Here is a 14,028-nt window from a genome sequence, read left to right as displayed (position 1 = left end):
CGGCTTTTTCCATTTTATGTCCAGCACAAATTTTTTGAAATAAAAAATCCCTGTTCTTAAGAACAAGGATTTTAAGTGGTTTAAATTATTGAACTAAATTCAAAAAACTTTTTACAATCGGCTATCAATCAAATCTTTTTCAACTACAGCTTTCACATCATAAAAAACTGTATTTTCCTTTTTCAATTTCTTGATGTCAATGGCTTTGAATTCGTCATGTGCTACTGATAGAATAACCGCCTCATAAGGTTTTGCCGCAATTTGATCAAAATTGGTAATCAATTCCACTCCATACTCCTCTTTTACTTCTTCAGGATCGGCATGTGGATCAAATATATCGATGTTCACTCCAAATTCTCTAAGTTCCTCAATGATATCAATTACCCTTGAATTCCTAATATCAGGGCAGTTTTCCTTAAAGGTAATTCCCATAATTAGTGTATTGGCACCTTTAATTACCATTCCTTTCTGGGTCATAAGTTTGATTACCCGATTAGCCACATACATTCCCATGTTATCATTAATTCTCCTTCCTGAGAGAATAACTTCTGGCCTGTAACCTACTGCTTCGGCTTTATGAGTAAGGTAATATGGATCAACACCAATGCAGTGTCCACCCACAAGGCCTGGTCTGAAAGGCAAGAAATTCCATTTCGAGCCTGCTGCCTCTAGTACTTCAATGGTATCAATACCTAATCTTTCGAATATTAGGGCGAGTTCATTAACAAATGCAATGTTAATATCCCTTTGAGAGTTTTCAATTACTTTGGCCGCTTCAGCAACTTTTAAATTAGATGCTTTATGTGTCCCGGCAGTAATAATACTTTTATACAATTGATCTACTTCTTCAGCAATTTCAGGAGTACTTCCACTGGTCACCTTTTTGATATTTGGCAACCTGTGAACTTTGTCTCCCGGATTTATTCTCTCGGGAGAATATCCACAAAAGAAATCCTGGTTATATTTTAAATTGCTGTGCTTTTCCAAAATCGGAACACAATCGTCTTCAGTACATCCCGGATAAACAGTAGATTCATAAATGACAATATTCCCTTTTGATAAACATCTTCCTACGGTTTTGCTCGCACTAATTAATGGGGTTAAATCAGGTTTTTTAAATTCATCAATAGGGGTAGGTACAGTTACTATATAAATATCAGCATCCTGCAAATCTTCTAATTTAGAGGAGAAAGTTAGATGTTTTGTGGCTTTTAATTCTTCAGATTCAACCTCTCTTGTCCTGTCAAAGCCTTCAGAAAGCTCTTTGATCCTTGGTTCATTAATGTCAAAGCCAATTACTGGTCTTTTTTTTCCAAATTCGACTGCTAGTGGCAAACCCACATATCCTAATCCAATTACTGCGATCTTCTTCATAAAATTTTAATTTGGATTCACTGAACCTTTCTGTGTATTTAATAGGAATACCATAAATACAGGCTTAAAAATAGGACTATTAGAAAATTCAGTGAAAATTGTTTTAAGTAGTTATGGGATAAATTATATTAAAAAGTGATAAAGTTGAAAAAAATTAAGTCTAAAAAGTCTTTCTAATTAAACTAATAAGCTTAAAAAAAATTACATCAAAAAATAAGAAAAAAACGAATTTCCGGTGATAATTAAAGATTTGATCACCAGTGTGTCAAAAGTAGCTTATTCTGGCGTTTAATCCACCAAAAAGTAATGCTCAATTTAACAGGCCTTTAAAACAAGTTTAAAAATCCTCAATGCTAAATATTTTTTACAGAACTTTGCCCTTTATTTCATATTGACATAAGATGGACTTTAAAGGTCTAAATCAAAAATTATACAATGGCATCTTCAAATTTTATTGATTACGTAAAAATTTATTTTAGATCGGGAAATGGCGGACCTGGTTCCGCTCATTTCAGAAGGGAAAAATTTATAGAAAAAGGAGGGCCAGACGGTGGAAATGGAGGAAGAGGAGGTCATATTATTTTAAAAGGAAATAAGAACTTGTGGACCCTTCTTCACCTAAGATATCGAAAACATATTTTTGCCGAACACGGAGCTCATGGCGAAGGTGGATGCCGAACCGGTGCACAGGGAGCTGACGAAATCATAGAAGTTCCTTTGGGGACAGTTGCCAGAGATGCCGAAACAGGAGAAAAAATTTTAGAAATTCTTGATGATGGTCAGGAGGCTATATTGGTGAAAGGGGGTAGGGGAGGTCTCGGGAATGACCATTTTAAATCTGCCACTAATCAGGCACCACATTATGCTCAGCCAGGAGAGGAAGGGATTGAAAAAACTATAATAATGGAACTTAAGGTCCTTGCTGATGTAGGACTGGTAGGTTTTCCAAATGCCGGTAAATCAACTTTGCTTTCAGTGGTTTCTGCAGCTAAGCCAAAGATTGCTGATTATGCTTTTACTACCCTTGTGCCAAACCTGGGAGTTGTTTCCTACAGAGATCATCGGTCATTTGTGATTGCGGATATTCCGGGGATAATTGAAGGAGCTGCGGAAGGAAAGGGGTTAGGCACAAGATTTTTAAGACATATTGAAAGAAATTCAGTTTTACTTTTTATGATTCCGGCAGAAGCAGAGGATATTAAAAAAGAGTACGAAATTTTACTGAAGGAACTTAAAACCTTTAATCCTGAACTATTGGATAAAGAAAGGGTATTGGCCATTACTAAATCTGATTTAATAGATGACGAATTAGAAGGATTGATCAGAAAAGAATTGCCTTCAGGTATTCCCGTAGTGTTTATTTCCGCTGTTGCTCAAAAAGGCCTTGATGTTTTGAAAGATAAATTGTGGGAGGCGCTTCAGGGTTAATTTCCCTCTTTCTGGATTATTTTTACTTCATTTTAAGAATTATATAACATAGAAGACCACTGAAATTCAATTGATTTCCCGATTTAGAAAAATTCTTAATAATAATTTTAATTTGACTTAATACTTAATTGGATTTTTAAAAAAAATACCATTTATTTGTGAAAGCGGTTGTGCGCAAGTGATAATATTCGTTAAAATGCATCTATAAATAAAATATGAAACTAAAACATTTCAATCTGCAATTAGGATGTCAATTTTTAAAAGCCTTTAGTGATGAATCCCGGATTAGAATTGTACATCTCTTATTCAGAAATAAGGAAATGTGTATTTCAGATATTGAATTAGTTTTAGATTTTACCCAAACCAAAACCTCCCGCCATCTAATTTACCTTAAAAATGCCGGTTTAGTAGATTCAAGGAAAGTGGACCAATGGACATATTACTCTGTAAAAGAAGAAGTTTCCGATTTTGTAGAGATGATTTATAAGTACCTGGATAAGGACCAAAACCTGGACAAAGACCTGGAGACTTACAAAACTCTTTATAACAACAGAGAGTTGGCTGTCAGTAGATTACACAGTAGAAAGTGGTCTTTTCAGGACTAAAAGAAGCTTTTTAGTAAAATTGGATATTTTTCCAATTTGTATTACCTCTTCTTAAAGGAAGACAAAAAAGGGTAAAGTAAAATTCATTTACCCACCCTTATTTTTTATAATTTACTCAGACTTTTTTGCAGCTGGCTTTTTGGCCGCTTTTTTAGGAGCTTTTTCCTTTGAAGGTTCTTCTACTTTGGTCTCCTTCTCTGATGTTTCTTTCGTTTTGGTTTCAGATTCTTCCACCGCTTTTTCTTCCTCCTCCTTTTCAAAAACGTCCGGAGCTTCTTTGGAAAGTAAATTAAACCAGCTAATCAGTTTTTTAATATCCGAGTTATAAACCCTCTCTGTATCATAGTCTGGAAGGATTTCTTCCATAAAACCAAATAAACTTTCAGACGATTTAGTATCAACTTCTACCTGATCGCCATGTTTTTCTTTAATTGTTGAGAAAACATCGAATAAGGGTACTGATTCTTCTTCGCCAGTGGTGTAGATGGATATTTCTTTTAAGACCGAAACTCTGTGGTTGGTTCCTACCACAAATTTATTGGGTTTTCCAACCATCGCTTCTACGATCATTCCATTTCTGGTGGGTTTAAGAATCTTATACAAACCAGGTTTTCCAGCTATTGCGGCAATGTCTTTTAGTGTCATTAAATTATTATTATAAAATTAAATACGTAATGGATTTTTGATGTGTCTGTAATCAAAAATCAAATATGAAAAATTGAGGCTATATAACCTTCAATTGGATATTTGAAGGAGCAAAACAAAATAAGTAATATTAAAATAAAAAATATTTATCTTTAAAATAAGGCCCTTTTAGAGCATTAATCTGGTTAAACTCTTTATTGTGCAAATGAACCTTGGAAAAATGAAGCGTTCTTTCGGTTTTTAAGGTTTTAAAAGCCCTGATTTATTTCCGTAATAAACTGGAATATGTCCTCCATACCAGTTTTGGTGTTGGAAGAAGTTACAAAATAATCAGGGAAAAACTCCCAGCTTTTCAAAAATTCCTCTTTAAATCTGGCAATAGAGGTTTCCTTTTCGCCTTTTTTTAGCTTGTCTGCCTTTGTGAATATTATGGAAAATGGGATTTGTGTCTTCCCAAGCCATTCCATAAATTCCAAATCTATTTTCTGCGGAGGAATTCGGATATCCACGAGCACAAAAACACATTGCAGGTTTTCTCGGTGTTCCAGGTATTGGTAAATAATTTTCTGAAATTCTGCCTTTACAGATTTACTTACTTTGGCATATCCGTACCCAGGCAAATCTACCAAGTACCATTCTTCATTTATTAAGAAATGATTTATTAGTTGGGTTTTCCCTGGTTTAGAAGAGGTTTTGGCCAACGTTTTATTGTCAAACAAGGCATTTATTAAAGAGGATTTTCCCACATTTGACCTACCAATGAAAGCATATTCAGGTAAATCCGGTTTAGGGCATTTTTTATAATCAGAATTACTCACCAAAAATCTGGCGGAGGGAATTTTCATAATTTGTTTTTTTGAACTTGAAAGAATGGAGGGAAATTTCTATATGATTCTTTCTCTCCATGAGATTTTCATTCGATGGAATTACTTAAAAGTGCCATTAACACCTCAAGAGATTTTTGGTCGGTTTCATCAAAATCATTTAGCTGGTCACTGTCAATATCCAACACCATTTCCACTTTATCATTTTTTATAACAGGAACAACAATTTCAGATTTTGAATCCGAACTACAAGCAATATGACCAGGAAATTCATCCACATTTGGCACAAGAATGGTCTTTTTTTGCTGAAAAGCTGCTCCACAAACTCCTTTATTCAGATTAATTCTGGTGCAGGCAATAGGTCCCTGGAAAGGGCCTAAAACCAGTTGTTCATTTTTTAATATATAAAAACCTACCCAAAAAAAGTTAAATCCTGTTTTGAGTGCTGCAGAAATATTTGCCAGGTTGGCTATTAAATCCTTTTCAGCTTCAATTAAGGCTTTAATTTGAGGAATTAATGCTTGATAAGTCTCTGCTTTAGAGGTGTTTTCAGGAATTAAAAGTTCTTCTGCCATTATTTTATATTTTCAAAATGGTTTAAAAGAAGTTGATAAAAACAACAATAAAAGGGGAGGCAATTAATAAACCGTCAAATCGGTCGAGAAATCCACCATGGCCGGGAATACTATCTCCGGAGTCTTTTATTTGGATACTTCTTTTAAATAAAGACTCAATTAAATCACCATAAGTTCCTGCAACTACAATAATAAAGGCAATTGAAAGCCATTGCCAAATTTCCAAAACATCGAAATAATAGGCAAAAACCAATGCCATAGAAAGTGCCAGCAAAGCTCCTCCTACACTTCCTTCCCAGGTTTTTTTAGGGGAAACTCTTGGAAATAAGGGCGTTTTCCCAAAATTCTTTCCGGCAAAATAGGCACCTGTGTCGCTGGACCAAAGAATGAATAATAGTCCCATGATAATCTCATAATGATAAACCCCATCAATTACAATGGACAAATTGAGTAATGAAAATGGGGCTCCAACATAAATTATCCCCAAAAAGGTAAAGGCTATGCTGGAAAAAGGCTTTTCACTTTTCTTTTTATAAAGAATAATGACATAAGCCACTGACATTCCAAGGAAAAGGAGTAAATAATATTCGTGGGGAATTATTCCCTTTGTAACCAAAAAGGTTAGGGTGAACATAAACAGTCCATTGAAGGTACCGTATGATTTTAATGGAAGGTTGCCATCCAGACCTAGAAGTTTGTAGAATTCCAACATGGAAAACATGCAAATAAGAAAAAATATGGCAAAATATCCCCACTCACTCCAAATGATAGCACTCAGGATTACAAAAACTCCTGCAAGGGCTGCTATAATTCTTTGTTTTAATTCTGATTGCCTACGTAAAGCTGATCTCATTCTCAATAATTTTTAAAGCCTCATTTTCATTTTCATTTGCCACATAAATTTCCCTTTCCCCAAAAAAATTATAGATAGATGAATCTCTTTTATTAAGAATTACTGCAGGAATGTTGTGGTTTTCAATCGTCAATTTTACGATTTCCGCCTTATGTGTTTCATTGGTGCTATAAACTTTTTTCCAATTATTCATGCATTACAGGTGTTTGTGAATTAGTTAGTTTTCTGAAAAATAATAAAACAATACTAACCAAAACTAAGGAGACTAATGCCAAACCTATGCTAATATCCCCGGAAGATTCAATATTAGTTTCAATTAATCCCTGATTATACAAATAAACCATTAATAAAGTAACACCATTATTTAAAAAGTGCGCAAACATAGGGACGGTAAGTGTACCACTCCAAATATATAAATATCCGAATAAGGCTCCGAGGAGCATCCGGGGCAATAAGCCATAAAACTGGAAATGAAAGGCACTAAAAAGAAATGCAGTTACCCAAATGGCTACATGGACATTCCCAAAAAGCCCATTTAACTTATTCTGCAAAACTCCTCTAAAAAATAATTCTTCTCCTATTCCGGGAAGTACAGCCACTACAATTAAACCCAAAATCAACCCCCAGGGCGAATCAAAGTTGATTAGAAATTTAGTTACTTGTTGTAATTGTTCCTCAAGGGCCCTTGCAAATTCTTCAAAGGCCGCAAATCCTTCCGGAAATTGGAAATTTTCATTAAGTCCTACTGCATAGGCACTAAATGGAAAATAGAGAAATACCAAAAGCAAAGTCAGTGGAAAACTTTTTATGAGTGGTATTTCCCCAAAGTCAAATGCACGGCTTGCCTGACTGTTTTCGTAATATTTCAGGTAAAATAAAGGGCTGACAATAAACAATATAAAACTATTTACCCCCTGAACTACCAAAAGGATATTTCTTTGATTGTCTCCCTCAAACGGTGGAGAAATTACCTGATAGGCTGCGCTAAGGTCAAATCCTACTAAAATAAAAGCTACCACCAGGCTAAAAAACTGAGCAAGACAGAATCCGGCAAACATTACCCCAAAAAGCACTAATAAGGAGACAAATGTGTTTTTTTTAATTAAAAGGTTTGATTGATTGTCCGTATAAATCATTTTAAATTATTTTTGCATTTTTATTCTGCCTAAGATAAGGAGAAAGTAACCTGATAGATTTATTGTATTCCAAAGATTGGGTAAAAATAAAACAATATAGTTTTCATACATAATCGGCAAACCAAATTACCCTGAAAAATCTTCTTCTAATGGAAGGATGAAAAAAAGGGAGATAAAAAATGCCATTTTAAATGAAGTTGAAAACTAAGAAAATATTCTAAAAAGGTTAAAGTGAAATCATAATATTTGAATTGTGGTAAAGATAGGAAACTTAGAATTATCGGATTTTCCATTATTATTGGCTCCAATGGAAGATGTGAGTGATCCCCCATTTCGAGCAGTTTGTAAAGAGAATGGTGCGGATTTAATGTATACAGAATTTATTTCGGCTGAAGGCTTGATAAGAGATGCAGTAAAGAGTGTGAAAAAGCTGGATATTTATGATTATGAGCGGCCAATAGGAATCCAAATTTTTGGAGAAAAAATAGAATCAATGCGGGAAGCTGCTGCAATTGCAGAGGCCGCAAACCCGGAATTGGTAGATATAAATTATGGTTGCCCGGTGAAAAAAGTAGCTTGCAAGGGCGCTGGAGCAGGTATTCTTCTGGATTTGCCTAAAATGCAGAAAATGACTGAGGAAATTGTAAAAACCTGCAAATTGCCCGTAACCGTAAAAACCCGTTTGGGATGGGATGACGATACCATAAAAATTGTAGAAGTAGCTAAAAGGCTTCAGGATGTTGGTATTCAGGCGCTTACAATTCATGGGCGTACCAGAAAACAAATGTATAAAGGGGAAGCGAACTGGTCATTTATAAAAGAGGTAAAAGAGCACCCGGATATACATATTCCAATTTTTGGGAATGGAGATATTGATTCTCCGGAAAAAGCTCAGGATTATAAAAATACTTTTGGCACTGATGGAATGATGATAGGTAGAGCAGCTATTGGCTATCCGTGGATTTTTAATGAAATAAAGCATTTTCTAAAAACAGGGGAACACCTTGACCCTCCCTCATTGGAGGAAAGGATAAAAGTTTGTAAAAAACATTTAGATTTTTCTTTAGAATGGAAAGGCCCCAGACAAGGTATTTTTGAAATGAGGAGACATTATACTGCCTATTTTAAAGGTATTTCAAATTTTAAACCTTACAGAAAAAACCTGGTAGAAGCAGGGACTTATGAAGAAGTAGTGGAAATTTTAGAAAGTATTATTGAATTGAAAGGAGAAATGTTAATTTCCTAAGACATAAAAAAAGGAGTTTTTAAAAACTCCTTTTTTTATGTCTTATTTACAAAAACCATTTTCGTTTTATCGGCTTTAACCACATCCTTCAGAAACTTTCTAAGCTCTCCATAGGATTCTTTAGGGTAGATTCCCTGGTTCATTTCCATTCTCCGGATGTATGTCACTTTATTTTTATCCACAGTAATTGAAGCTTCATATTTTCCAAATTGAGATTCATACTGAATTTTTTCAGGATTGTATTCTACATGAAAATTTTCAGGCAGGTGGTAAACCACAGTATCATGGTCTATAAAGTCATAAAATCTATTGAGCTCAATTTCTGTTTTTCTTTCCTCAAGGCTTTCTGGGATCCATGACATTTTGGTTAATAGGTTTGGCTTAAGGAATAACCTTTTTCCATTTATTGAGGCACATTTGCGGATATTTATATCCAAGGAAACGTGGGTTTCAGGAATTTTGGATTTCACGCGATTCATGGAAAATTGCTGAATTTCATAATTTGAAATATCCAGGTTTTCGTATAACCACTTTTTCTGATCCTCTTTGGGGAGTTCAGCAACAAATTTCCTTTTCCCTTCCTGTAAAGCTTTATAAGTATTTTTTAAACTTGCCGAAGCATTTCCCTTTTCATCGATAAATACCTCAGCACTTCTAATTTGTAAATTTTCATCTTTTTTGATTACCGAAGTGTGAACCAGTTCAGCTCCATCTGGTTTGATGATAACTGCTTTTCGATCATCCGTAAAACCTCCCTGATAGCCAAATGCCTCCGTTTGACTGGTACATTCAAGCCAAATAGTATCCTTTTCCAGCGGAACACATAAAATTACATGATTAAATTTATCCATAGGGAAGTCTTCCTTCACTTTTGGCGCATATTTTCCTCCATAAATAACCGTAAAGTAGGAAGTAATTCCCACCGCTTTTAGCATTGCCAAAGTATAATTTGATAAGGCTTTACAATCTCCATATCCCTTTTCATCTACAAAGGAAGCCTCAAATGGTTGTAATCCACCAATGCCAAGCTGTATACTCACATATCTGGTTTTTGATTGCAGGTATTCATAGATAATTTTCACCTTCTCTTCATCTGATTGAGCATCTTTCACCATTTCCCGAATTTTGGTCCTAGTGGTTTCGGAAAGTTCATCACGTCCTTTTAGCAGGTTATTATACCAAATGCCATATGATTTCCAGGATGAAAAATCACCTTCATATCCTCCGTAGTAAAATTTACCGGGAGCAATTTCTACCTGGGGTAATTCATAATCATTGTATAAATCCTCGGGAAGTACGGATTGGATATTTCCTTCTTCCCACAAATAAACCTGATTATCTCCCTGAATAAATTCTTTCCTGTCTTTTCTTAAATATTTTTCGTTTATTCTTACTTCAATGTCCTTAGGAAAAACCAGTTTGTAAGAAGAATTCATTACGGCTAAATAATTTTCCGGAACCGGGTCCCAACTTTCATATTGATAAAGTTCATCGTAATCTTTTTCATATTCGAACTCGACTGTATAAGGAAATTGATTATATAGGAGATCAGCAAAAATTACCCTATAATCACCTACAAAAGTTCCTCCTCCAGTTGCACTCTGATCCTTAAAGTCCTTCTTTTTTAAGGATCTGACCTCATTTCCATAGGCGTCATACAATGTCCCTTCAATTTTGGAAATATCAATAATATCAGAATAAACCAATTGGATTGAAGCCCAATCTTCCATTTTTTTATTAAGAATGGTAATTGCATATTTCCTGCGCAATGTGCCTTCTTTTATTGATTTCAGCGTAAATTCAGTTTCATCTAATCTTAAAACTCCATTAGCATCTTTTAGCAACTCTTCAGGAATTTCGCTTATAGGGTATTTAATTTCCCCACTAATTGCAGGGAAACTAAATAATATAAGTCCTAATAGGGTTAAATTGGATATAAATTTCATTTTAATATTTTGTTGGTTTATGTCTTTTTTACAAGTACAATTTGCTCAGACTGTTTTGATATAGCCTGTGTGAAAAACTCTTTTAAATAGGCATATTCATCTGGGAGGAATACTGGCTTTGAAATTTTAATGGAAGAAATAATTTGTAATTTGTTACCATTTTTAATAACCTGATAAGTAAATCTTCCTGCCTTTTGCGGTAATGTTAAAGCTACTGCCTGGGGTAACTCTTCTGCATCATAACCTTCTGGTAATTCTAATTCTAAAGAATAGAATTTTTGCGTAGGACATCCAAAATCAACAGGATATTCTCTTTTTTCCTGTTTAAACGGGTTTTCTTCATAAAACTTTGAAAAGATTGGATCCAAATAGATTTTACCACCTAACTCAGCCTCTTCAATAGAAATATTGAATTTTGTAATAAGTGGTTCTCCTAGTTCTTTTACATTTTCAAAATTGGGATCTGATACGGTGAAGTTTACTACTTTATCTTCCCAATTATCCTTAAAATATTCTTTTTCCCCTTTGCTCAATACAGATTTCCTTACAATTTTGGCATAATAGTTTTTGTAGGTATTTGACATGGTCCCTTCCAGGCTTCCTTCTTCTTTTATTTGAAGTTTAACACTTGTGGCTTTTGTATAGTCCCCTCCTGTATCCAGATTAATCCACCTAGAATTAGTTTCTGAAATTAACCGACCTTGTCCGTTCATACATTTAAATGGAATTTGTCCAATAGGCAAAAATCTATCTGTGGCATCCAACAGGAAATTTTTTTCACCCACGGCAACATGAACAATTACATAATTCATATTATCAAGCATGGGCTGGTAAACATTAACTCTCCCATTCTGTCTTGTACTTAAAATAACAGGATTAGCATCAAATCCCAAATTGTTTAATAGTGAATTTAGGGCAAGGTTAATATCTGCAACATTTCCAGTTTTTTTCTCTAATGCCTTTTTTACATTTTCTTTTGAAAGGAAGGAATGGGATTCATTCCATTTGATATTTTGGCTTATGTATTGATATGCTGCAACTAATTTAGCTTCTGGTTCAGTGTGTTGGGCATTTATTTCTTTGGCAATATCATTAAAATAGCTTTTTTTCTTGGCTTGGGACCCAAACCTTTCGTGTTCCAGAAGGGTTTGGTTTATTTTATCCCATGAGCCTAACACATCTTTCACTGGTGAATTTGGGAATTTTGTGGTGGCCAATTGGTAAGTGATTTTAGAAACATAATCATCTGGTGTAGTGATATAGCTTTCTCCGTTAAAAGCAGGTCCATTTTTTAGAACCCAACTTTCAGTTTCAATTCTAAAATCAATTTTTGAAGTGCCGCGTGATCCGTTGTCAGTCCTATACATCTGACTTATGGACCCAGTTTTTTCACCTGTAGAATGTTCAACTGGCAGGTATCCTTGCTGATTTTTTTGATAATAAAAGTATTCAGGTATTTCAGTGGTATATTCACTCCAAACTACAGGGATTTCTTCCTGAAATTGCCAGGGTTTTAAGTAGGTGATAAAATCAGAAACTATTTTATATTGAAATTCAAAAACAACACCCTCTTCAATGTTTGGCATATTGAATTTAACTATATTCAAATTATCGTTAAATTTTTCCTTGTGAATGGCTTCTTTTTCTAACTTTACCTTTTCTATCTTTCCATTTTTTAGCTTATAAGTATAACCTTTTAGGCCAGAAACTTTTTCATCACTTTCTCCTTGATCTGCTACATAGATTTCAAAATTTCCGTAATCATATCCATCTTTAGTAAGCACCTTAACCCTCCGGTGTCTTTCGAAAATAAGCTGAAAACCTGAATTATCAGTATATTGAAAATAGGTTTTACCAACATCGAAAAGTACAACTGCACTTGCCGCTGTATCCAGCGGATAAGATTTCATTTCTAAATCTTTTTTTTCGATTTTCCCAAACTTTTCTTCCTGGGAAAATGCTGCAAATTTCATTTGGAGTAATAATAGGAAAAAACTAATTCCTATAACTTTCTGGATTCTCATAAATTTAAATACTTGATGGTACACAAATAAATATTTATGATTTTACATCAAATCAATTGTTGGATAGGATATGAAACCATATTCCAGACAATCAGAATATAAAACCATAAGCATTGTAAGTTAAATGAAGGCTCGGCCTTGTTTTATGGGTTTTGGTGTTGGTAGAAATGCAAGTTATTTATTGTTATCTCAATTACGCAAACTAATAACAAAGTTAAAACAATGTGTAGTTGAGACTGTTAATAATTGTAAAATCAGAATTATTGCAGGTAACGATTTAGCCGCATACACATTATAACTCAACTTTTTTATTATTATTGACTTTTCCCTAGATTTGAAAGAAATCAAAATTTGAAAAGAAATGGCTCAATTATATCCTTTAAAATTTAAGACGATATTTAAAGACAAGATTTGGGGTGGTAATAAAATTAATACTGTTCTGGGTAAGGATTTTTCTCCCTTGCCAAATTGCGGTGAAACCTGGGAAATTTCTGGAGTTAAAGGAAATGTTTCTGAAGTAAATGGAGGGGCTCTTAGTGGGAAAGCTTTGACTGAATTGATTGAGGAATTCAAGGGAGAATTAGTTGGAAATAAAATTTACAAAAAGTTTGGAACTGATTTCCCGCTATTAGTGAAATTTATAGATGCTAATGAAGATTTGTCTATTCAGGTTCATCCAGATGATAAACTTGCTAAAGAAAGACATAACTCTTTTGGAAAAACTGAAATGTGGTATATTTTTCAGGCTGATGAGGGTACGAAATTAATTTCCGGGTTTAATCAGGATGTGGATAAGGAAACTTATCTGAAGCATTTAAATGAAAAGTCTCTTGACGAAATCTTAAATAAGGAAGAAGTAACTGCAGGAGATGCTTTTTTTATTCCTGCCGGAAGAGTGCATACCATTGGAAAAGGATGTTTGTTGGCTGAAATTCAACAGACTTCAGATATTACCTACAGGATATATGATTTTGACAGGACGGATACCGAAGGAAATAAAAGGGAGTTACATACAGAGGAAGCTTTGGACGCCATTGATTATAAGCATTATGATCAGTACAAAACGGATTATGATAAAAAAGAGAATGAGATTGTAAAAATCACTTCATGTCAATATTTTGAGACAAATTATTTTCACTTTACAGAAACCACTGAGCGGGACTATAGAAAACTGGATTCTTTCGTCTTATATGTTTGTTTTGAGGGTGGATTTGAATTAGATTTTGGGACTGGTAGGTTAAAGGTTATGAAAGGAGATGCTGTTTTGGTTCCAGCGAACATTAAAAATGTAAAGGTTACCCCAGAGCCTTACTATAAGATGTTGGAGGCTTATGTGCCTTGAAAAAGGGGAAGGTTTAATACACAAAAAGCC

13 protein-coding genes are annotated in these 14,028 nt (G+C 34.3%); 4 read left to right on the top strand and 9 right to left on the bottom strand.

The genetic code is table 11. The annotated features are described in order from the left end of the window. Positions 1–111 precede the first annotated feature (111 nt). Positions 112–1,374, bottom strand: coding sequence for a Vi polysaccharide biosynthesis UDP-N-acetylglucosamine C-6 dehydrogenase TviB (gene tviB / locus A3EM_RS0102925; protein ID WP_020526669.1), 1,263 nt, complete (start codon positions 1,372–1,374; stop codon positions 112–114). Between the two features lie 435 nt (positions 1,375–1,809). On the opposite strand from tviB, the gene obgE reads away from it, so the two are divergent. Then, the gene (gene obgE / locus A3EM_RS0102920) at positions 1,810–2,802 is read left to right on the top strand and encodes a GTPase ObgE (RefSeq protein WP_020526668.1); all 993 of its coding nucleotides are present in this window, start codon (positions 1,810–1,812) and stop codon (positions 2,800–2,802) included. A gap of 215 nt (positions 2,803–3,017) precedes the next feature. Continuing rightward, positions 3,018–3,407: an ArsR/SmtB family transcription factor gene (locus tag A3EM_RS0102915; RefSeq protein ID WP_020526667.1), complete on the top strand. Its 390-nt coding sequence runs from the start codon at positions 3,018–3,020 to the stop codon at positions 3,405–3,407. Positions 3,408–3,518: 111 nt separating this feature from the next. Here A3EM_RS0102915 and A3EM_RS0102910 read toward each other — a convergent pair whose 3' ends face one another. From A3EM_RS0102910 to A3EM_RS41350, 6 genes are all read right to left on the bottom strand, one after another. Then, positions 3,519–4,052, bottom strand: a complete 534-nt coding sequence (locus tag A3EM_RS0102910; RefSeq protein ID WP_020526666.1) for a DUF5606 family protein — start codon at positions 4,050–4,052, stop codon at positions 3,519–3,521. A gap of 248 nt (positions 4,053–4,300) precedes the next feature. Further along, positions 4,301–4,897: a ribosome biogenesis GTP-binding protein YihA/YsxC gene (gene yihA / locus A3EM_RS0102905; RefSeq protein WP_020526665.1), complete on the bottom strand. Its 597-nt coding sequence runs from the start codon at positions 4,895–4,897 to the stop codon at positions 4,301–4,303. Positions 4,898–4,965: 68 nt separating this feature from the next. Further along, positions 4,966–5,451: a GAF domain-containing protein gene (locus A3EM_RS0102900; RefSeq protein WP_020526664.1), complete on the bottom strand. Its 486-nt coding sequence runs from the start codon at positions 5,449–5,451 to the stop codon at positions 4,966–4,968. A 22-nt stretch (positions 5,452–5,473) separates the two neighbouring features. Next, positions 5,474–6,304 carry a phosphatidate cytidylyltransferase gene (locus tag A3EM_RS0102895; RefSeq protein WP_020526663.1) on the bottom strand — a complete coding sequence of 277 codons (831 nt, stop codon included), beginning with the start codon at positions 6,302–6,304 and terminating at the stop codon, positions 5,474–5,476. Continuing rightward, positions 6,285–6,497 carry a putative signal transducing protein gene (locus A3EM_RS0102890; RefSeq protein WP_020526662.1) on the bottom strand — a complete coding sequence of 71 codons (213 nt, stop codon included), beginning with the start codon at positions 6,495–6,497 and terminating at the stop codon, positions 6,285–6,287. The genes A3EM_RS0102895 and A3EM_RS0102890 overlap by 20 nt, the downstream gene beginning before the upstream one ends. Further along, positions 6,490–7,440: a CPBP family intramembrane glutamic endopeptidase gene (locus A3EM_RS41350; RefSeq protein WP_020526661.1), complete on the bottom strand. Its 951-nt coding sequence runs from the start codon at positions 7,438–7,440 to the stop codon at positions 6,490–6,492. Before A3EM_RS41350 ends, A3EM_RS0102890 begins: the two co-directional genes overlap by 8 nt. Positions 7,441–7,693: 253 nt before the next feature. Between A3EM_RS41350 and dusB the strand changes: the two genes are divergently transcribed. Next, positions 7,694–8,686: a tRNA dihydrouridine synthase DusB gene (gene dusB / locus A3EM_RS0102880; RefSeq protein ID WP_020526660.1), complete on the top strand. Its 993-nt coding sequence runs from the start codon at positions 7,694–7,696 to the stop codon at positions 8,684–8,686. A 35-nt stretch (positions 8,687–8,721) separates the two neighbouring features. Here the strand turns inward: dusB and A3EM_RS0102875 are convergent, their stop codons facing one another. Next, positions 8,722–10,632 (bottom strand): DUF3857 domain-containing transglutaminase family protein, encoded by a 1,911-nt coding sequence (locus tag A3EM_RS0102875; protein ID WP_020526659.1) that lies wholly within the window; start codon positions 10,630–10,632, stop codon positions 8,722–8,724. Between the two features lie 17 nt (positions 10,633–10,649). Continuing rightward, positions 10,650–12,605 (bottom strand): transglutaminase domain-containing protein, encoded by a 1,956-nt coding sequence (locus A3EM_RS0102870; protein WP_169513322.1) that lies wholly within the window; start codon positions 12,603–12,605, stop codon positions 10,650–10,652. A 412-nt stretch (positions 12,606–13,017) separates the two neighbouring features. On the opposite strand from A3EM_RS0102870, the gene A3EM_RS0102865 reads away from it, so the two are divergent. Beyond that, on the top strand, positions 13,018–13,998 hold the full coding sequence (locus A3EM_RS0102865; protein ID WP_020526657.1) for a type I phosphomannose isomerase catalytic subunit: 981 nt from the start codon (positions 13,018–13,020) through the stop codon (positions 13,996–13,998). The last annotated feature ends 30 nt before the right edge of the window (positions 13,999–14,028 follow it).

The sequence above is a fragment of the Flexithrix dorotheae DSM 6795 genome, assembly GCF_000379765.1.
In the GTDB taxonomy this organism is placed as follows: domain Bacteria; phylum Bacteroidota; class Bacteroidia; order Cytophagales; family Flammeovirgaceae; genus Flexithrix; species Flexithrix dorotheae.
The sequence above is the reverse complement of the archived record's forward strand: the minus strand, read 5'-3'. Positions and strand labels throughout refer to the sequence as shown.